Raw genomic sequence first — 18527 nt, 5'->3', positions numbered from 1 at the left:
GCGTGAGCGACCGGACCCGACCGGCTCGGCGGGTTGCTCGCCTGGGAGGCCGGCCGGCGCGCTAGACTGGGGCGGATGAAGAGAGAATTTGCCCCCGAAAGGCTCAATGTGCCCGCGTTCACCGCGGCGGCTGCCACGCTGGATGGTGCCGATCCGGTCCCGGGTTTCGCACGCCTGGTCGCCGAACTGGCGACGCCGGCCACCGACGCCGTGGTCCGCTGGGAAGCGACCGGCGAAGAGCGCCCCGGCGCCGACGGTAAGGCGACGCCCTGGCTGCACCTGGATGTCGAAGCCACCGTGCCCCTGGTCTGCCAGCGCTGCCTGTCGCCGGTCAACACCGAGTTGTTCGTGGACCGCTGGTTCCGCTTCGTGGCTGACGAGGCCACGGCCGAGGCGGAAGACGAGGAGTCCGATGAAGACCTGCTGGTCGTCAGCCGCGATTTCGACCTGCGCGGGCTCATCGAGGACGAGCTGCTGATGGAAATCCCCGTCATGCCGGTCCACGACGTGTGCCCGACGCCGGTGCGCCTGTCGTCCAGCGACGACGATTTCCAGGCGGCCGAGGAGGCCAAGCCGAACCCCTTTGCCGTGCTCGGCGCGTTGCGTCCGCGCAAGCCCGAAGAGGGCAAGTAGCCCTTTCTCTCCGGCTGGGCTATAATCATGGGCTTCGCGCGCGCCGCCGTGAGCAGCAATGCATACAAGGCAAAGGCAGAACGTGGCATTCCATGCATGCCGCCGGAGCTTTCGCCTCATTGCCACCGCTTGAGCCCGCATCCAGTCACCCACCTAACCGTCCAGGAGCCATCATGGCCGTCCAGCAAAACAAGAAGTCGCCTTCCAAGCGCGGCATGCACCGTTCCCACAACGCCCTGGGCGTGCCCGGCATCGCTGTCGAGCCCACCACCGGCGAAACGCACCTGCGCCACCACATCAGCCCGAACGGTTTCTACCGCGGCCGTCAGGTGCTCAAGAACAAGTCCGAAGCCTGATCTCGAATCCCAAGGCCAAGGCCCGAAGCTACTTTTGCTGTAGCGTCGGGCCTTTGTTTTGATGGCTGCGCCTTTTTCTCCCGAACTCACTGCTGCGCCCGCCGCAATCACGCTCGCCGTGGATTGCATGGGGGGTGATCATGGGCCGCGTGTCACGCTCGCGGCCTGCCGCGCGTTTCTCGAGCGACACAGCGAAGCCTCGTTGCTGCTCGTCGGTGCACCGGCCGCATTGGCAGGGTTTGCCGACCATCCGCGCGCCCGCATCGTGCCGGCCAGCGAAGTGGTCGGCATGGACGACCCTATCGAAATCGCCCTGCGCAAGAAGAAAGACTCTTCAATGCGTGTCGCGATCCAGCAGGTCAAGGATGGCGCGGCGCAAGCGGCCATATCTGCTGGCAACACGGGTGCATTGATGGCGATCGCGCGCTATCTGCTCAAGACGCTCGACGGCATCGACCGGCCCGCCATCGCGCCCCAGCTGCCGAACGTGAAGGGCGGGGCGACCACCGTGCTCGATCTTGGTGCGAACGTCGATTGCGACGCTGAAGACCTGCTCCAGTTTGCCGTGCTGGGTTCGGCGCTCGTTTCGGCATTGACCGGTAACGAATCGCCTTCGGTAGGTCTGCTCAATATTGGCGAAGAGGCCATCAAGGGCAGCGAAACCATCAAGAAGGCCAGCCAACTGCTGCGTGCTGCTGCCAACTCCAAGGATCTGAACTTCTACGGCAACGTCGAAGGGAACGACATTTTCAAGGGCACGACCGACATCGTCGTGTGCGATGGATTTGTCGGCAATGTGGCGTTGAAGGCCAGCGAAGGCGTCGCGTCGATGATCGGCGAGTTCATTCGCGTCGAGTTCTCGCGAAACATTCTCACGAAACTGGCGGCTATTGTTGCTTACCCGGTTCTAAAAGCGTTCAAAGGTCGTCTGGATCACCGTCGCTACAACGGCGCGGCCCTGTTGGGCCTGCGCGGGCTGGTGTTCAAGAGCCATGGCTCGGCCGACGAAGTGGCTTTCGGCCATGCGTTGGATCGCGCTTATGATGCCGCTCGCAACAACCTGCTCGATCGCGTGCGGGCCCGCATCGCCCACGCCGCGCCTTTGCTCGCGCGGCAGGAGTCGGCGGCGCCGGCCGACGCGACAGCCCTTCACGCTTGATGACCCCTTTTTCGCGCATTACCGGCACCGGCAGCTACCTGCCCCCCCGCCGCGTCACCAATGACGACCTTGCCAAGGATCTGGCGACACGCGGCATCGAAACTTCCGATCAGTGGATCGTCGAGCGCACCGGCATCCACGCGCGCCACTTCGCGGCGCCCGATGTCAGCAGCAGCGATCTCGGCCTCGAAGCCGCGAAGCACGCGCTGGAAGCCGCCGGCCGCAAGGCGAGCGACGTTGACCTGATCATCGTCGCGACCTCGACGCCGGACATGGTGTTCCCGTCGTCGGCCGCGATCCTTCAGCACAAGCTCGGCATTGCCGGCTGCCCGGCCTTCGACGTCCAGGCGGTCTGCAGCGGTTTTGTCTACGCGCTCACGGTGGCCGACGCGATGATCCGCACGGGCACCGCGCGCTGCGCGCTGGTGATCGGCGCCGAAGTGTTCTCCCGCATCCTCGACTTCAACGACCGCACCACCTGCGTGCTGTTCGGCGACGGCGCGGGCGCGGTGGTGCTCGAGGCCTCCGACGAGCCTGGCATCCTGGCCAGCGACCTGCATGCCGACGGCAAGCACGTCGGCATCCTGTGCGTGCCCGGCCACGTGTCGGGCGGCAACGTGCTCGGCACGCCGCTGCTGCACATGGACGGCCAGGCTGTCTTCAAGCTGGCGGTCCGCGTGCTCGAAGACGCCGCGCGCGCCACGCTCGCCAAGGCCGGCAAGACCGAGGCCGACATCGACTGGCTGATCCCGCACCAGGCCAACATCCGCATCATGGAAGGCACAGCCAAGAAGCTGAAGCTGCCGCGCGAAAAGCTGGTCGTCACGGTGCACGAGCACGGCAACACCTCGGCCGCCTCGATCCCGCTGGCGCTCGACGAAGCCGTGCGCTCGGGCAAGGTGAAGAAGGGGGAGACCCTCATGCTGGAAGGCGTGGGCGGTGGCTTCACCTGGGGCGCGGTGCTATTGAATCTGTAGTGCGTCGCGACGCCCCGAAGCGGGCGTCGGCGCGGTGACGAAGAAACAACAATGAAATCCTTTGCTTTTGTCTTTCCAGGTCAGGGCTCGCAGGCGGTCGGCATGCTCGACGCCTGGGGCGATCACCCGGCCGTGGTCGAGACCCTGCGTGAAGCCTCCGAAGCGTTGGGCGAAGACATCGGCGCGTTGATCAAGAACGGCCCCAAGGAAGAACTGGCGCTCACCACCAACACGCAGCCCGTGATGCTGGTGGCTGGCGTGGCCGCCTGGCGTGCCTGGCTGGCTGAAGGCGGCGCCACGCCGTCCGTCGTCGCCGGTCATTCGCTGGGCGAGTATTCGGCGCTGGTGGCCTCGGGCGTGCTTACGCTCTCGCAGGCCGCACCGCTGGTGCGTTTCCGCGCGCAGGCCATGCAGCAGGCCGTGCCGGTCGGCGTCGGCGCGATGGCGGCGATCCTCGGCATGGCGTCCGACAAAGTGCTCGCCGGCTGCGCCGAAGCCACCGCCACGTTCGGCCCCGGCAGCGCCGAGGTGGTCGAGGCCGTGAACTTCAACGATCCGATGCAGACCGTGATCGCCGGCAGCAAGGCCGCGGTCGACAAGGCCTGCGAGCTGCTGAAGGCCAACGGCGCCAAGCGGGCGCTGCCGCTGCCGGTGTCGGCGCCTTTCCATTCGAGCCTGATGAAGCCCGCGGCCGAAGCCCTGCGCGAGAAGCTCGCGAGCGTGGCACTGGCTGCACCGCAGATTCCGGTGCTCAACAACATCGACGTGGCCGTCGAGACCGATGCCGACCGCATCCGCGACGCCCTGGTGCGCCAGGCCGCCGGTCCGGTGCGCTGGGTCGAAAGTGTTCAGGCCTTGAAACTGCGCGGTGCAACCGCCATCATCGAGTGCGGTCCCGGCAAGGTGCTGGCCGGCATGGTGAAGCGCATCGCCCCCGATCTGGAAGCCGCGTCGGTGTACGACCCGGCCACTCTCGCGGACGTCCGACAATCGCTCGCCGGCTGAACGCCGCCAGGCCCCGATACTTTTTCTCTTTTATGAGCACTCCCAAATTCGAAGGCCAGGTTGCCCTGGTCACCGGCGCAACGCGCGGCATTGGTGCCGCCATTGCGCTCGAACTGGCGCAGCGCGGCCTCAAGGTCGTGGGCACCGGCACCACCGACGACGGCGCTGCCAAGATCACACAGGCGCTGAGCGCGTTCGACGGCCGCGGCCGTGCGCTCGACGTGAACGACGGTGCTGCCGTCGAAGCCCTCATCGACGAGATCGTGCAGGCTTACGGCGCGATCCATGTGCTGGTCAACAACGCCGGCATCACGCGCGACACGCTCGCCATGCGCATGAAGGACGACGACTGGGATGCGGTGCTCGACACCAACCTCAAGGCCGTCTTCCGTCTCTCGCGCGCGGTGATCCGCCCGATGATGAAGCAGCGCTATGGCCGCATCATCAGCATCACGAGCGTGGTGGGCGCGTCCGGCAATGCCGGCCAGGCCAACTACGCGGCCGCCAAGGCCGGCGTGTCGGGCATGACCCGTGCGCTGGCCCGCGAACTCGGCAGCCGCAACATCACGGTCAACTGTGTCGCGCCGGGCTTCATCGAAACCGACATGACGGCCAGCCTGCCGGAAGCCCAGCAACAGGCGCTGCTCTCGCAGATCCCGCTGGGCCACCTGGGCAAGCCGGCCGACATCGCGCATGCGGTGGCCTACCTCGCATCGCCGCAGGCCTCGTACGTGACGGGGCAGGAGCTGCACGTCAACGGCGGCATGCACATGTAGCCGAAAGGCGCAATCTTTTTCCGTACCGGAGCGCGGGGCAAATGCCACGGGCCGCCCGGCTAAAATCCACCAGTTACCTACAACCCTTAGAGGGAATCAAATGAGCGATATCGAAGCACGTGTCAAGAAAATCATCGCCGAGCAACTCGGCGTGGAAGAGTCCCAAGTGACGAACGAAAAGGCTTTCGTGGCCGACCTCGGCGCTGACTCGCTCGACACGGTCGAACTCGTGATGGCACTCGAAGACGAGTTCGGCATCGAGATCCCGGACGAAGACGCAGAGAAGATCACGACGGTGCAGAACGCCGTCGACTACGCCACCAAGAATCAAAAGGCCTGATCGGCCAGCTGACACTGCAACGACGGCCGGCGGCTCTTTTTTCAACCGCCCGCGCCGATCGGCAGCTGTCCAGCGCTTCCAGAAAGGTTTGCCGGCATGACCAAACGCCGCGTCGTCGTGACCGGACTCGGTTGCATCGCTCCTGTCGGAAACACCGCAACCGAATCCTGGGCCAACCTGTTGGCCGGGAAGTCGGGCATTGCGAACATCACCGCGTTCGATGCAAGCGCCTTCGCCTGCAAGTTCGCCGGTGAGGTCAAGGGTTTCGACATCACCCAATACATCTCGGAGAAAGAAGCGCGTCACATGGACCGCTTCATTCATCTGGGACTAGCCGCCGCCATCCAGGCGGTGCAGGACAGCGGACTGCCGACCGGCGAAGCGCTGTCCTATGAAAAGGCCGTGCGCATCGGCTGCAACATCGGTTCGGGCATCGGCGGTCTGCCGATGATCGAACAGACGCATGGCGAATACGCAAGCCGCGGCCCGCGCCGCATCTCGCCGTTCTTCGTGCCGGCGTCGATCATCAACATGATCTCGGGCCACGTCTCAATCAAGTACGGCTTCAAGGGCCCGAACATCGCCGTCGTGACCGCCTGCACCACCGGCCTGCATGCCATCGGCACGTCGGCACGCATGATCGAGTACGGCGACGCCGACGTCATGATTGCAGGCGGTGCCGAATCGACCATCTCTCCGCTCGGCATCGGTGGCTTCACCGCGCCTCGCGCGCTGAGCACCCGCAACGACGATCCCGCCACGGCCTCGCGTCCGTGGGACAAGGACCGCGACGGCTTCGTGCTGGGCGAGGGCGCCGGCGTGCTGGTGCTCGAGGAGTACGAACACGCCAAGGCGCGCGGCGCCAAGATCTACGCGGAAGTCTCCGGCTTCGGCATGACCGGCGACGCGTACCACATGACCGCCCCCGACGTCGACGGCCCGCGCCGTTCGATGGCGATGGCGCTGGCCAACGCGGGCGTCAACGCCGACGAGGTCCAGTACCTGAACGCGCACGGCACCTCGACGCTGATCGGTGACCTCAACGAGACCAACGCGGTCAAGCTGGCGTTCGGCGATCACGCGAAGAAGCTCGTCGTCAATTCGACCAAGTCCATGACCGGCCACCTGCTGGGCGGCGCGGGCGGCATCGAATCGGTGTTCACGGTGCTCGCGCTGCATCACCAGAAGAGCCCGCCGACGATCAACATCTTCAACCAGGATCCGGAGTGCGATCTCGACTACTGCGCCAACGAGGCGCGCGATCTGAAGATCGATGTCGCGGTCAAGAACAACTTCGGCTTCGGCGGTACCAACGGTACGCTGGTGTTCAAGCGCGCTTGAGCGTCGCTCTCCCATGCACAGCGCACCGTCGGTGACCTATCCGGTGGGGCGCACCCGCGGCGCGACCCGGATTCTTCTGGCCCTTTGGACTCTGGGCGTTTGCTGCGCGGGCGCGGCCTGCTATCTGTTCGATAGCAATGGCTGGCGTCAGCTGCTGCTGCTCCTCAGCGTCGTCTTCTCTGGTGTCGCGGCAGGCTTTGGCCTGCGGCGGGACGGTGCGGCGACGCTGCATTTCGATGGATCGCATTGGTCGCTGACCGGTGCCGATCCGACGCGCGGCGTGCTCGCCGCGCGCGCCGTGGTGGCGCTCGATTTCCAGTCGCTGCTGCTGATCCGCCTGGCCGAACCCGGCCGCGCGGCGCGCTGGGTCTGGCTCGAGCAGCGGGCCATGCCGGAACGCTGGCGCGACGTGCGCCGTGCGGTCTACGCGCGGCCCCCGGTCGCCGAGGTGGCCGGCGACCCCTGGCGCGCGACCGCTCCGGCCGACGCGCCCTGATCCGTTTCGATGACCACTTCCTTGCCTCCCGTGCCTCCGGAGTCCGCGCTGCCCGATGAGGCGGCGCAGGCGCCGCGCCCGGGTGAGGTCGACTTCCAGCTGGTCCAGCGCACCGTCGCGGGCGACCAGAAGGCGTTCGAGCTGCTGGTCATCAAGTACCAGCGCCGCATCGAACGACTGATCGGGCGCATGGTGCGCGATGTCGACCTGATCGAGGACATCGCCCAGGAAACCTTCATTCGAGCCTACCGCGCGCTGCACCAGTTTCGCGGCGAGGCCCAGTTCTACACCTGGCTGTACCGGATCGCCGTGAACACCGCCAAGAAGGCGCTGGTGGACATGAAGCGCGATCCGACCGTCTCCGAAAGCGCACTGCGTTCGTCCTCGGACGACGAAGATGAAACTTACCGTCCTGGAAACGAACCAACCAGCGATGAAACCCCCGAATCGGTCATGGCGGCGAATGAAATCGCCAGTGCCGTCGAGGCTGCCATGGAAGCGCTCCCGACCGAGTTGCGCCAGGCGGTCACGCTGCGCGAGATCGAGGGGATGAGTTACGAAGAGATTGCCGAGGTCATGGATTGCCCGATCGGCACGGTGCGCTCGCGTATTTTCCGGGCGCGCGAGGCCATTTCGGCCAGGGTCAAGCCGCTGCTGGACAACCAGTCCGGCAAGCGTTGGTAGATCAGCAGGTGAATGACATGAATCAGACGATGACGGTTCGGGAACAGGTGTCCGCGCTGGCGGACGGCCATTTGCAGGGCGAGGCGTTCGCGCGTGCGATCGAATCCGTCTGCGCCGAGGACGACTCGCGCGACGCCTGGCACGCGTACCACGTGGTGGGCGACGTGCTGCGCTCGTCGGCGCATTCGCGCTGCAGCGACACGTCGGCCTTTCTGGCGCGCTTCCAGCAGCGGCTGGCGCAGGAGCCGGTCGTGATCGCGCCGCCCGCGGCCGTGGCGCCGCTGGCCGCCGTGCCGGCTGCGATGCCCGTGCGGCAACGCGCCGAGGCGGCCAACGAGCCGGTGTTCCGCTGGAAGCTGGTGGCCGGCGCCGCGTCGCTGATGGCCGTGGCGGCCATCAGCTGGACGCTGGTCGGCAACGGCGCTGCGGTGCCGAACGGCGGTGCCCAGTTGGCCGCGGTGCAGCCGCCCGTGGCGAACTCGGTGCTGGCGGCCGCAGCCGGTGGCAGCGCGGCGCCCGGCAGCAGCGCTCTGACGCCGACCCGCGTGCTGGTCGGCAATGGCAATCCGCAGGTCATGCTGCGCGATCCGCGCCTTGACCAGCTGCTCGAGGCTCACCAGCAGGCCGGTGGTGCGTCGCAAATGCCGTCCGGTTTCCTGCGCAACGCCACCTTCGAGGGCCCCACGCGCTGATTGCGCGACCGTCGCCGCCTGCAATGACCGTTGTTCACATGCCGATTTCCGCACGCACCCTGGTGCTCGCGTTTGCTGTTCTTTGCCTGGGGCAGATGGCCACCGCGCAGACCCGCTACGGTGCGGCGAATACGAAGAGCGTGCCCTCGGCGCAGGCCGACGAACCGCCGGCCATGGGCGTGACCGAGTGGCTGCAGCGCATGCATGCTGGCGCACGGCAGCGCAGCTACGTGGGCACCTTCGTGGTGTCGGCGCCAGGTGGCGACCTGTCGAGCGCGCGCATCTGGCATGTGCGCGACGGCGATCACCAGCTGGAACGCATCGAAGCGTTGTCGGGCCCGCCGCGCTCGACCTTCCGGCGCAACCGCAACGTGATGACCTTCCTGCCCGAGGCGAAGGTCGTGAAGGTCGAGAAGCGCGAGAACCTCGATCTCTTCCCCAACCTGCCCGACAAGCCCGATTCGTCGGTGGGCGACTACTACGACGTGCGCGCCATCGGCAAGGACCGCGTCGCGGGCTTCGACGCCGACGTGGTGCAGCTGGTGCCGCGCGACGGCCTGCGCTTCGGCTACCGCATCTGGAGCGAGCGCCGCTCTGGCCTCGTGGTGAAGCTCCAGACCGTCGACAGCGACACCCGCGTGGTCGAGCAGTCGGCGTTCTCCGAGTTGCAGCTCGATGCGCCCGTGAAGGCGCAGGCGCTGGCGCAGATGATGGCCAACACCAGCGGCTACCGCATCGAGAAGCTCGAACTCGAGCGCAGCACGGCGCAGGACGAAGGCTGGATGCTGCGCACACCCGTGGCCGGATTCAAGCCCCGAAGCTTCTTCCGGCGCCCCGCGCTGCCTGCCGGCGACGGCAAACCGCCCAAGCCCGAGGCGACCACCGTCCAGTGGACCTTCTCCGATGGCCTGGCGACGGTCTCGCTCTTCATCGAACGCTACGATCCCACGCGCACGCCGGGCGACGGCGTGCTGACCATCGGCGCCACCAACGCGATCCGTCGGCGATTGCCCGCACCGGCCAGCGACTGGTGGCTGACCGCGGTCGGCGAGGTGCCGCAGCAGACGCTCAATGCCTTTGCCCAGAGCCTCGCGCGCACGCGCTGACGGGCGATGGGCTGACGCCGTGCAGGCGTTCGGGCTGAACCAAGCCGGCGCCGGGTACTCATAGCCTCTGTCGTTATTTGCAGCTCTGTTCTTTTGGAAAGACAACCGATGATGTTCAAAGTCGAGGGACACAAGCTTCGTTCCGGTCTGCTGGCCTTCGCGCTGGCGCTGACGGCCGGCGCCACTTTCCTGCCGGTCGAGTCGGTGCATGCGCAGACGCGCACGCTGCCCGACTTCACCGACCTGGTCGACCAGGTCGGTCCGTCCGTGGTCAACATTCGCACCGTCGAGAAGGTCGCGCAGCGCGGCGGTGGCAATGGCGAGATGGACGAGGAGATGCAGGAGTTCTTCCGCCGCTTCTTCGGCCAGCCGCTGCCGGGCACGCCGCGCCAGGGGCCGCGTCCGAACCGTCCGCAGCAGGAAGAAGAGCGTCCGCGCGGCGTGGGCTCGGGCTTCATCCTGACGGGCGACGGCTACGTCATGACCAACGCGCACGTGGTGGAAGACGCCTCCGAGGTGCTGGTCACGCTGCCCGACAAGCGCGAGTTCAAGGCCAAGATCATCGGTGCCGACAAGCGCACCGACGTGGCCGTGGTGAAGATCGAAGCCACGGGCCTGCCCGCGGTGAAGGTGGGTGACATCTCCAAGCTGCGTGTCGGCGAGTGGGTGATGGCGATCGGCTCGCCCTTCGGCCTGGAGAACACCGTCACGGCCGGCATCGTGAGCGCCAAGCAGCGCGACACGGGCGAGTACCTGCCGTTCATCCAGACCGACGTGGCCATCAACCCCGGCAACTCGGGCGGCCCGCTGATCAACATGCGCGGCGAAGTGGTGGGCATCAACAGCCAGATCTATTCGCGCTCGGGCGGCTTCATGGGCATCTCGTTCTCGATCCCGATCGATGAGGCCATCCGCGTCAGCGAGCAGCTGCGCACTTCGGGGCGCGTCTCGCGCGGGCGCATCGGCGTGCAGATCGACCAGGTCACCAAGGACGTGGCCGAAGCCATCGGTTTGGGCAAGGCACAGGGCGCGCTGGTGCGCGGCGTCGAAGCCGGTTCGCCAGGCGAGAAGGCCGGCGTGGAGCCGGGCGACGTCATCACCAAGTTCGACGGCAAGGCGATCGAAAAGCCGAGCGACCTGCCGCGCCTCGTGGGCAACACCAAGCCGGGCACCAAGAGCACGCTCACCGTGTTCCGCCGCGGCAGCTCGCGCGACCTCAGCGTGACCATCGCCGAGATCGAGCCCGACAAGCCCGCCAAGCGCGCAACCGACCGCGACGAGCCGGCTGCGAAGCCGTCTGCTTCCGCGGCCCTCAAGTCACTCGGCCTCGCGGTCAGCGACCTCAGCGATGCGCAGAAGAAAGAGCTCAAGCTGAAGGGCGGCGTGAAGGTCGATGCCGCCAACGACGCCGCGGCACGGGCCGGCCTACGTGAGGGTGACGTCATCCTCGCGGTGGGCAATCTCGAGGTGGCGAATGCCCGCGAATTCGAGGCGGCGGTCGCCAAGGCGGACAAGGCCAAGTCGCTCAGCGTGCTCTACCGCCGGGGCGACTGGGCGCAGTACGCCCTGATCCGACCCGCACGCTGATACGGCGGCGGCGTCAAGTGGCCCCACCCGGCAGTCGGGTTTGGGGCCATTTTTTCGAGGTGTTTACGACGCTTCGGCGCCGGCCTCTAAAAAAATCCTGGGCCTCGAAAACGCCAAGATTTGTTTGCGATCACTAACTTATAAAAGGGCTAAGGACGAATTTCGGTAGAATAGACAGCTCCTGGCGGCCAGTCAGCGCATAAAGAGGGCGATGGCCTTCACGATGCGAGATGTCACACAGCCGTCCACCGGTGCTCCACAGATCGCCCACAAGTTGTTCAGCTACTGCTCCACCGATCCTGTTGATAAGTTGTGAGTATCTTTGATGTTGTGGACCTGCAACGAGCCCTTTGGACCCTGTTCCCGGATGTACGTGCTTCCCTTTTTGCCTACAATGAAGTTCCAACTACTGCAGTTGCCATTGCTTGTTGGTTCAGGGCGCGTCTCCAGAAGACGCGCCCTTTTTTCTTGGCCCCGCCCCTCGGCGCCCGAGCCAATTCAAGTACTTAAGCGTTCCCGTTGATGAATCACATCAGAAATTTTTCGATCATTGCGCACATCGATCATGGCAAGTCGACGCTCGCAGACCGTTTGATCCAACGTTGCGGCGGCCTCGCGGAACGCGAAATGGAAGCGCAGGTGCTCGACTCGATGGACATCGAAAAAGAGCGTGGGATAACCATCAAGGCGCAGACCGCCGCGCTGCACTACAAGGCACGCGATGGACAGGTCTACAACCTCAATCTGATCGACACGCCGGGCCACGTCGACTTCTCGTACGAAGTGAGCCGCTCGCTGTCGGCATGTGAAGGCGCATTGCTCGTTGTCGACGCATCGCAAGGCGTCGAAGCGCAGACGGTGGCCAACTGCTACACCGCGCTCGACCTCGGCGTCGAAGTGATCCCGGTGCTCAACAAGATCGATCTGCCGAATGCAGACCTCGACAACGCGCGCACCGAAATCGAAGACGTGATCGGCATCGACGCGACCGACGCGATTCCGTGCTCCGCAAAAACCGGCGTCGGCATCGACGACATCCTCGAGACCATCGTCGCGCGCATGCCCGCACCGCGCGGCAATCCCGACGGCCCGCTGCGCGCGATGATCATCGACAGCTGGTTCGACCCGTACGTCGGCGTCGTGATGCTGGTGCGCGTGGTCGACGGTCGCCTCGTGAAGGGCGAGCGCATCAAGATGATGGCCTCGGGCGCGATGTACAACGCCGACAGCATCGGCGTCTTCACGCCCGCCAACGAGTCGCGCGCGTCGCTCGAAGCCGGCGAGGTGGGCTACATCATCGCGGGCATCAAGGAACTGCAGGCGGCCAAGGTCGGCGACACGGTCACGCTGATCCGGCCCGGCACCGGTGGCGCCGCCGCCACGGCCACCGAGGCGCTGCCCGGCTTCAAGGAAATCCAGCCGCAGGTGTTCGCGGGCCTGTACCCGACCGAAGCCAGCGAGTACGACTCGCTGCGCGATGCGCTCGAGAAGCTCAAGCTCAACGATTCGTCGCTGCGCTACGAACCCGAAGTGAGCCAGGCGCTGGGCTTCGGCTTCCGCTGCGGCTTCCTGGGCCTGCTGCACATGGAGATCGTGCAGGAGCGCCTGGAACGCGAGTTCGACCAGGACCTGATCACGACCGCGCCCAGCGTGGTCTACCAGGTGGTGCGCAACGACGGCGAAGTGATCATGGTGGAGAACCCGTCCAAGATGCCCGACGTCGGCAAGATGGCGGAGATCCGCGAGCCGATCGTCACCGTGCATCTGTACATGCCGCAGGAATACGTCGGCTCCGTCATGACGCTGGCCAACCAGAAGCGTGGCGTGCAGCTGAACATGGCCTACCACGGCCGCCAGGTCATGCTGACCTACGAGATGCCGCTGGGCGAGATCGTGCTCGACTTCTTCGACAAGCTGAAGTCGGTGAGCCGCGGCTACGCCTCCATGGACTACGAGTTCAAGGAGTACCGTGCGTCCGACGTGGTGAAGGTCGACATCCTGCTCAATGGCGACAAGGTCGATGCGCTGTCGATCATCGTGCACCGCAGCCAGTCGCAGTACCGCGGCCGGGCGGTGGTGTCGAAGATGCGCGAGATCATTTCGCGCCAGATGTACGACGTGGCGATCCAGGCGGCCATCGGGGTCACGATCATTGCGCGTGAGACAATCAAGGCACTTCGCAAGAACGTGCTCGCCAAGTGCTACGGCGGCGACATCTCCCGCAAGAAGAAGCTGCTCGAGAAGCAGAAGGCGGGCAAGAAAAGAATGAAGCAGATCGGTTCCGTCGAAGTCCCGCAAGAGGCCTTCCTCGCGATTCTGCAAGTCGAAGACTGATCACCACGAACATGGCATACCTCACCACCCTGGTTCTCGCGGCGTTCGCCAGCTACGTCGGCGCCTGGTATTTCGGCGCGCTCGAAGGCAACTTCGCGCTGCTGCTGTTCGTGGCCACGGTGGTCACCGGGGTCTACTGGCTGGCCGAACGCTTCTACTTCCTGCCGCAGCGCGAACGCGCCGCCGCCACGCTCGAGAGCTCCATCGCCGAACGCAACACGCGGCTGGCGGGGCAGGGCATCACCCAGGTCGACACCACCGACGCCAAGGCCAGCGAGCGCCTGCTGATGCAGCCCTGGTGGCTCGACTGGACCGCGGGCCTGTTCCCGGTGATCCTGGTGGTGTTCCTGCTGCGCTCGTTCCTGTACGAGCCCTTCAAGATTCCCTCGGGCTCGATGATGCCCACGCTGCTGACCGGCGACCTGATCCTGGTCAACAAGTTCACCTACGGCCTGCGCCTGCCGGTCGTCAACACCAAGCTCACCGACGGCACGCCGCTGGCGCGCGGCGACGTGGTGGTGTTCCGCTACCCGCCCAAGCCCAGCATGGACTACATCAAGCGCGTGGTCGGCATCCCGGGCGACGAGGTGGCCTACCTGAACAAGAAGCTCACGATCAACGGCCAGCCGGTGGGCAAGGCCCCGATCGCCGACTACCTCGATGGCGAGTCGATGCGCATCCTGAAGCAATTCGACGAAGACCTCGGCGGCAAGCAGCACAAGATCCTCAACGACGAGAACGCCCCCGCCTTCGTGCCGGGTGCCAGCGACTTCCCGTTCCGCGAGAACTGCCGTTACTCGGTCGAGGGCGTGGTGTGCAAGGTGCCCGAAGGCAACTACTTCATGATGGGCGACAACCGCGATAATTCGGCCGATTCCCGTTTCTGGGGATTCGTACCGGACAAGAACATCGTGGGCAGGGCCTTCTTCGTCTGGATGAACTTCGGCGATCTCGGTCGCATCGGTCCGTTTCAATAATTAATCAACAGTCAACGTTACTGTTCGAGGGGTAAGAGGGCATGAGAACCAACAGTCGGTCCGTCCGTGGCAGTGCCGCGCACCAGCGCGGCATCTCGTTCATCGGCCTGGTGTTCGTCGCGGCGGTGCTGGGCTGCGTGGGCGTTGTCGTCGCGCAGGTCATTCCGACGCTGATCGAATGGCAGGCCATCGACAAGGCCGCCAACAAGGCCAAGGAAGGCGCCACGGTGCCCGAGATCCGCGCGATCTTCGACCGCGCCCAGGCCATCGACGACTTCAAGTCGGTCAGCGGCCGGGACCTCGAGATCAAGAAGGTGGGCGACAAGGTCGTCGTGTCGTATGCGTACGAGCGCGAGATCCCCCTGTTCGGGCCGGCCTACCTGACGCTCAAATACAAGGGCGCGTCCCGCTGACCGCGGTGTCGAACAAGAAGGTGGACGGCAGCCTCGTCGCGCTGCAGGCGCGCCTTCAGTACACGTTCTCGGACCCGCGCCTGCTCCAGCTCGCGCTCACGCACCGCAGTTTCTCGGCCGACCACAACGAGCGCCTCGAGTTTCTCGGCGACTCGGTGCTGAACCTGGCCGTCTCGCACCTGCTGTACATCCGCCTCTCGGAACTGCCCGAGGGCGACCTGTCGCGCGTGCGGGCCAACCTGGTCAAGCAGGACACGCTGCACCGGCTCGCGCTGGGGCTGGCGCTGTCGCCGCTGCTGCGCCTGGGCGAAGGCGAGGCCCGCTCGGGCGGCCCGAACCGGCCCTCCATCCTGGCCGACGCGCTCGAAGCGCTGATCGGCGCGGTCTACCTGGACGCCGGCTTTGCCGCCGCGCAGGCGCTGGTGCACCGGCTCTACGAGGCGGTCGAGATCAATCCGCGCATGGAAGCCGCCGCGAAAGACCCGAAGACCGAATTGCAGGAATGGCTGCAGGGCCACAAAATGAAGCTGCCGGTGTACCGCGTGGCAGCGACGCTGGGTGCAGCGCACAAGCAGACCTTCGATGTCGAGTGCGAGGTGCCCGAGCTGGGCCTTCGCGAGCGCGGCATCGGCGGCTCGCGCCGCGCCGGCGAGCAAGCTGCCGCGGCCGCCATGTTGATCCGGCTCAAGGCACGCGGCGCCGCGTGAAATCAGAATGAACGATGTAACCAATCCCGCAGCGGGACCCGAAGACACCGCAGGCGACACGCCTGCCACCGGGCCGCAGCACTGCGGCCTGATCGCCATCGTCGGCAAGCCCAATGTGGGCAAGTCGACGCTGCTCAATGCGCTGGTCGGTCAGAAGATCAGCATCACCTCGCGCAAGGCGCAGACCACGCGCCACCGCATCACCGGCATGCGCACGCTGGGCGCCACGCAGTTCGTGTTCGTCGACACGCCGGGTTTCCAGACCCTGCATGCCAACGCGCTGAACAAGTCGCTCAACAAGACCGTGCAGGGCGCGGTCGGCGACGTCGACCTGATCCTGTTCGTGGTCGAGGCAGGCAGCTTCACGCCGGCCGACGAGCGCGTGCTCAAGCTGCTGGGCAAGGGCATCCCCACGGTGCTGCTGGCCAACAAGCTGGACAACGTGCACCGCCGCGGCGACATTGCGCCCTGGCTGCAGACGATGCAGGCCAAGCACAGCTTCGCCGAATTCGTGCCGATGTCGGCCAAGAACTCGAAGGACGTCGAGCGCCTGTTCGGCATCTGCGAAAAATACCTGCCCGAGCAGCCCTGGTTCTACGACGAAGACGAGCTCACCGACCGCAGCGAGAAATTCCTCGCCGGCGAACTGGTGCGCGAAAAGCTCTTCCGCCTCACGGGCGACGAGCTGCCCTACACCTCGACCGTCATCATCGACAAGTTCGAGGAAGAGCCGCCCCAGAAGAAGGGCCAGAAGCGCCTGCTGCGCATCGCCGCCACCATCGTGGTCGAGCGCGACGGCCACAAGGCCATGGTGATCGGCGACAAGGGCGAGCGCATCAAGCGCATCGGCATGGAAACCCGCGTCGAGCTCGAGAAGCTGGCCGACGCCAAGGTGTTCCTCGAGCTGTGGGTGAAGGTGCGCTCCGGCTGGGCCGACGACGAGGCGCGCGTCCGCTCCTTCGGCTACGAATGAAGTGGCTGCCGCTCATCGCGTTTCGCATGAACCGGCTTACGTGCTCCATCGCTACGACTGGAGCGAGTCGAGCCTGATCCTCGAAGTCTTCACCCGCCACCACGGGCGCATCGCGCTCGTGGCCAAGGGGGCGAAGCGGCCGAGTTCCAATTTCCGTCCCGTGCTGCTGCCGCTGCAGCCGCTGCAGCTCAACTACGGCGGGGACGCCGAGATCCGCACGCTCAAAGGTGCCGAGTGGATGGGCGGGCACGTCATGCCGACCGGCGAGGCGCTGCTTTCGGGCTACTACGTCAACGAACTGCTGCTGCGCCTGCTGGCGCGCGACGACGCGCACGAGGCGCTGTTCGACGCCTACGCCGGCGTGGTGCAGGTGCTGGCCGGCGACCACGCGGGCGCCCAGGCCGCGACGCAGGCCGCCGCGCTGCGCGCCTTCGAGCTGCTGCTGTTGCGCTCGGTCGGCCTGCTGCCCTCGCTCGACGTGCAGACGCTCACCCTGGAGCCGCTGGCGGCCCGCACGCGCTACACCCTCGTACCCGAAGCCGGCCTGCGCCAGGCGGCCAAGGACGAGGCCGCGCTGGCCGGCGCCGACTGGCAGGTGTTGCAGAGCGTGCTCGACGACCGCACGCCGTTCACCGCCACCCTGCGCGAGGTCGCGACGATGAACGCCGGCAGCAACAGTGCCCTGCGCAACCAGCTGCGGGCCTTGCTCAACTACCATTGCGGCGTGACCACGCTGCGCACGCGGCAAATGATGAGGGATCTGCAAGCACTATGAGCACTTCTTCGGGCGATGCCGGTACCACGGCCCTGTCAGTCAATCTCAACAAGGTCGCCCTGGTGCGCAACACGCGCCACCTCGGCATCCCGAGCGTGGTGGGCGCGGCCCAGGCCTGCCTGGCTGCGGGCGCGCAGGGCATCACCGTGCACCCGCGCCCCGACGCGCGCCACATCCGCGCGCACGACGTGAGCGACCTGTCGGAACTGCTCGCCAAGGACTGGCCGGGCATCGAGTTCAATATCGAAGGCAACCCCTTCCACAACCTGATGGACTTCGTGCGCGAGCTCAAGCCGCACCAGGCCACCTTCGTGCCCGACAGCGAAACCCAGTCGACCAGCGACCACGGCTGGAGCTTCCCGGAAGACGCCGAACGCCTGCGCCCGCTGGTCGCCGAAGCCAAGGCGCTGGGCGTGCGCGTGAGCCTGTTCATGGACCCGATCCCCGAGATGATGGCCGCCGTCAAGGCCGTGGGCGCCGACCGTGTCGAGCTCTACACAGAAGGCTACGCCGCCTCGCGCGGCACGCCGCAGGAAGCCGCCGTGCTCGCGCGCTACGTGGCCGCGGCGCAGGCCGCGCACGCGGCGGGCCTGGGCGTCAACGCCGGCCACGACCTGAGCCGCGACAACCTCACGCCGTTCCTGCGCGCCGTGCGCGGCGTGCACGAGGTGTCGATCGGCCATGCCTTCGTCGCCGATGCGCTCGAACTCGGGTACGCCGCGACCACGCGCGACTACCTGCGCTGCATCGCCGACGCCGCATGATCTACGGCATCGGGACCGACATCTGCGACGTGCGCCGCATCGCGGCCACCTTCGAGCGCCAGGGCGAGCGCTTCGCCCGCCGGGTGCTGAGCGACGCCGAGTTCGCCATCTGGCAGGCCCGTGCCGCACGCTGGCCCAAGCGCGGCCTGAGCTACCTTGCCACGCGTTTTTCCGCCAAGGAGGCCTTCAGCAAGGCCATCGGCCTGGGCATGCGCATGCCGATGAGCTGGCGCCTGTGCGAGATCGCCAACCTGCGCAGCGGCAAGCCGGTGATCGTGCTGCACGGCGAACTCAAAGACTGGTTCGAGGCGCAGGGCCTGACGGCGCACGTGACCGTTACCGACGAAACCGAGTACGCCGCCAGCTTCGTGGTGGTGGAAAAGGCCTGAAGACTCCCGGCGGCCACGCCGACCGACCGACAGACACCGAGAC

Annotated in this window: 21 protein-coding genes; all 21 read left to right on the top strand. The window is 66.2% G+C overall.

The features are described 5' to 3' along the window. The first annotated feature begins 75 nt into the window (after positions 1 to 75). The 21 genes from FFI97_RS17890 to acpS all read left to right on the top strand — a co-directional run bounded on the left by FFI97_RS17890 (position 76) and on the right by acpS (position 18484). Entirely contained in the window at positions 76 to 633 is a 558-nt protein-coding gene (locus FFI97_RS17890) for a YceD family protein (RefSeq protein ID WP_139702423.1), read from the top strand. Between the two features lie 173 nt (positions 634 to 806). Next, on the top strand, positions 807 to 989 hold the full coding sequence (gene rpmF / locus FFI97_RS17885) for a 50S ribosomal protein L32 (protein ID WP_057592299.1): 183 nt from the start codon (positions 807 to 809) through the stop codon (positions 987 to 989). Between the two features lie 61 nt (positions 990 to 1050). Beyond that, entirely contained in the window at positions 1051 to 2148 is a 1098-nt protein-coding gene (gene plsX / locus FFI97_RS17880) for a phosphate acyltransferase PlsX (protein ID WP_139702424.1), read from the top strand. Further along, entirely contained in the window at positions 2148 to 3125 is a 978-nt protein-coding gene (locus tag FFI97_RS17875; protein WP_070062242.1) for a beta-ketoacyl-ACP synthase III, read from the top strand. The genes plsX and FFI97_RS17875 overlap by 1 nt, the downstream gene beginning before the upstream one ends. Before the next feature lie 51 nt (positions 3126 to 3176). After that, positions 3177 to 4130 (top strand): ACP S-malonyltransferase, encoded by a 954-nt coding sequence (fabD, locus tag FFI97_RS17870; RefSeq protein ID WP_139702425.1) that lies wholly within the window; start codon positions 3177 to 3179, stop codon positions 4128 to 4130. Positions 4131 to 4162: 32 nt separating this feature from the next. Then, positions 4163 to 4906 carry a 3-oxoacyl-ACP reductase FabG gene (gene fabG / locus FFI97_RS17865; protein ID WP_062475549.1) on the top strand — a complete coding sequence of 248 codons (744 nt, stop codon included), beginning with the start codon at positions 4163 to 4165 and terminating at the stop codon, positions 4904 to 4906. Positions 4907 to 5006: 100 nt separating this feature from the next. Then, positions 5007 to 5246, top strand: coding sequence for an acyl carrier protein (gene acpP, locus FFI97_RS17860; protein WP_007830471.1), 240 nt, complete (start codon positions 5007 to 5009; stop codon positions 5244 to 5246). 96 nt (positions 5247 to 5342) lie between these two features. Further along, positions 5343 to 6587 carry a beta-ketoacyl-ACP synthase II gene (gene fabF, locus FFI97_RS17855; protein WP_139702426.1) on the top strand — a complete coding sequence of 415 codons (1245 nt, stop codon included), beginning with the start codon at positions 5343 to 5345 and terminating at the stop codon, positions 6585 to 6587. Between the two features lie 13 nt (positions 6588 to 6600). Beyond that, entirely contained in the window at positions 6601 to 7083 is a 483-nt protein-coding gene (locus FFI97_RS17850; RefSeq protein WP_139702427.1) for a hypothetical protein, read from the top strand. A 9-nt stretch (positions 7084 to 7092) separates the two neighbouring features. Further along, positions 7093 to 7767, top strand: a complete 675-nt coding sequence (rpoE, locus tag FFI97_RS17845) for an RNA polymerase sigma factor RpoE (protein ID WP_235926394.1) — start codon at positions 7093 to 7095, stop codon at positions 7765 to 7767. A gap of 17 nt (positions 7768 to 7784) precedes the next feature. Then, complete coding sequence (locus FFI97_RS17840) at positions 7785 to 8459, top strand: sigma-E factor negative regulatory protein (protein ID WP_144004478.1); 675 nt, start codon at positions 7785 to 7787, stop codon at positions 8457 to 8459. A gap of 38 nt (positions 8460 to 8497) precedes the next feature. Beyond that, positions 8498 to 9565, top strand: coding sequence for a MucB/RseB C-terminal domain-containing protein (locus FFI97_RS17835; RefSeq protein ID WP_260685040.1), 1068 nt, complete (start codon positions 8498 to 8500; stop codon positions 9563 to 9565). Positions 9566 to 9673: 108 nt separating this feature from the next. Then, a complete protein-coding gene (locus tag FFI97_RS17830) occupies positions 9674 to 11152 on the top strand; it encodes a DegQ family serine endoprotease (protein WP_062475536.1) in 1479 nt (492 codons plus the stop codon). A gap of 522 nt (positions 11153 to 11674) precedes the next feature. Continuing rightward, the gene (lepA, locus tag FFI97_RS17825) at positions 11675 to 13486 is read left to right on the top strand and encodes a translation elongation factor 4 (protein ID WP_139702429.1); all 1812 of its coding nucleotides are present in this window, start codon (positions 11675 to 11677) and stop codon (positions 13484 to 13486) included. Between the two features lie 11 nt (positions 13487 to 13497). Next, a complete protein-coding gene (lepB, locus tag FFI97_RS17820; protein WP_062475534.1) occupies positions 13498 to 14463 on the top strand; it encodes a signal peptidase I in 966 nt (321 codons plus the stop codon). A gap of 41 nt (positions 14464 to 14504) precedes the next feature. Then, on the top strand, positions 14505 to 14876 hold the full coding sequence (locus tag FFI97_RS17815) for a DUF4845 domain-containing protein (RefSeq protein WP_062475531.1): 372 nt from the start codon (positions 14505 to 14507) through the stop codon (positions 14874 to 14876). Positions 14877 to 14896: 20 nt separating this feature from the next. Then, positions 14897 to 15583 carry a ribonuclease III gene (rnc, locus tag FFI97_RS17810; protein WP_056572447.1) on the top strand — a complete coding sequence of 229 codons (687 nt, stop codon included), beginning with the start codon at positions 14897 to 14899 and terminating at the stop codon, positions 15581 to 15583. Between the two features lie 7 nt (positions 15584 to 15590). Further along, complete coding sequence (gene era / locus FFI97_RS17805; protein WP_139702430.1) at positions 15591 to 16556, top strand: GTPase Era; 966 nt, start codon at positions 15591 to 15593, stop codon at positions 16554 to 16556. 1 nt (position 16557) lies between these two features. Further along, positions 16558 to 17331, top strand: coding sequence for a DNA repair protein RecO (recO, locus tag FFI97_RS17800; protein ID WP_062475523.1), 774 nt, complete (start codon positions 16558 to 16560; stop codon positions 17329 to 17331). After that, positions 17328 to 18095, top strand: a complete 768-nt coding sequence (locus tag FFI97_RS17795; protein ID WP_139702431.1) for a pyridoxine 5'-phosphate synthase — start codon at positions 17328 to 17330, stop codon at positions 18093 to 18095. The genes recO and FFI97_RS17795 overlap by 4 nt, the downstream gene beginning before the upstream one ends. Further along, the gene (acpS, locus tag FFI97_RS17790) at positions 18092 to 18484 is read left to right on the top strand and encodes a holo-ACP synthase (protein ID WP_056572075.1); all 393 of its coding nucleotides are present in this window, start codon (positions 18092 to 18094) and stop codon (positions 18482 to 18484) included. The genes FFI97_RS17795 and acpS overlap by 4 nt, the downstream gene beginning before the upstream one ends. The last annotated feature ends 43 nt before the right edge of the window (positions 18485 to 18527 follow it).

It is taken from the genome of Variovorax sp. KBS0712 (assembly GCF_006323185.2).
Lineage (GTDB): Bacteria > Pseudomonadota > Gammaproteobacteria > Burkholderiales > Burkholderiaceae_C > Variovorax > Variovorax boronicumulans.
This window is presented reverse-complemented; position numbering and strand designations above follow the sequence as displayed.

Coding starts and splice junctions, on each gene's coding strand:
- FFI97_RS17890 (WP_139702423.1), top strand. CDS start 76: ATGAAGAGAGAATTTGCCCCCGAAAGGCTCAATGTGCCCGCGTTCACC.
- rpmF (WP_057592299.1), top strand. CDS start 807: ATGGCCGTCCAGCAAAACAAGAAGTCGCCTTCCAAGCGCGGCATGCAC.
- plsX (WP_139702424.1), top strand. CDS start 1,051: ATGGCTGCGCCTTTTTCTCCCGAACTCACTGCTGCGCCCGCCGCAATC.
- FFI97_RS17875 (WP_070062242.1), top strand. CDS start 2,148: ATGACCCCTTTTTCGCGCATTACCGGCACCGGCAGCTACCTGCCCCCC.
- fabD (WP_139702425.1), top strand. CDS start 3,177: ATGAAATCCTTTGCTTTTGTCTTTCCAGGTCAGGGCTCGCAGGCGGTC.
- fabG (WP_062475549.1), top strand. CDS start 4,163: ATGAGCACTCCCAAATTCGAAGGCCAGGTTGCCCTGGTCACCGGCGCA.
- acpP (WP_007830471.1), top strand. CDS start 5,007: ATGAGCGATATCGAAGCACGTGTCAAGAAAATCATCGCCGAGCAACTC.
- fabF (WP_139702426.1), top strand. CDS start 5,343: ATGACCAAACGCCGCGTCGTCGTGACCGGACTCGGTTGCATCGCTCCT.
- FFI97_RS17850 (WP_139702427.1), top strand. CDS start 6,601: ATGCACAGCGCACCGTCGGTGACCTATCCGGTGGGGCGCACCCGCGGC.
- rpoE (WP_235926394.1), top strand. CDS start 7,093: ATGACCACTTCCTTGCCTCCCGTGCCTCCGGAGTCCGCGCTGCCCGAT.
- FFI97_RS17840 (WP_144004478.1), top strand. CDS start 7,785: ATGAATCAGACGATGACGGTTCGGGAACAGGTGTCCGCGCTGGCGGAC.
- FFI97_RS17835 (WP_260685040.1), top strand. CDS start 8,498: ATGCCGATTTCCGCACGCACCCTGGTGCTCGCGTTTGCTGTTCTTTGC.
- FFI97_RS17830 (WP_062475536.1), top strand. CDS start 9,674: ATGATGTTCAAAGTCGAGGGACACAAGCTTCGTTCCGGTCTGCTGGCC.
- lepA (WP_139702429.1), top strand. CDS start 11,675: ATGAATCACATCAGAAATTTTTCGATCATTGCGCACATCGATCATGGC.
- lepB (WP_062475534.1), top strand. CDS start 13,498: ATGGCATACCTCACCACCCTGGTTCTCGCGGCGTTCGCCAGCTACGTC.
- FFI97_RS17815 (WP_062475531.1), top strand. CDS start 14,505: ATGAGAACCAACAGTCGGTCCGTCCGTGGCAGTGCCGCGCACCAGCGC.
- era (WP_139702430.1), top strand. CDS start 15,591: ATGAACGATGTAACCAATCCCGCAGCGGGACCCGAAGACACCGCAGGC.
- FFI97_RS17795 (WP_139702431.1), top strand. CDS start 17,328: ATGAGCACTTCTTCGGGCGATGCCGGTACCACGGCCCTGTCAGTCAAT.
- acpS (WP_056572075.1), top strand. CDS start 18,092: ATGATCTACGGCATCGGGACCGACATCTGCGACGTGCGCCGCATCGCG.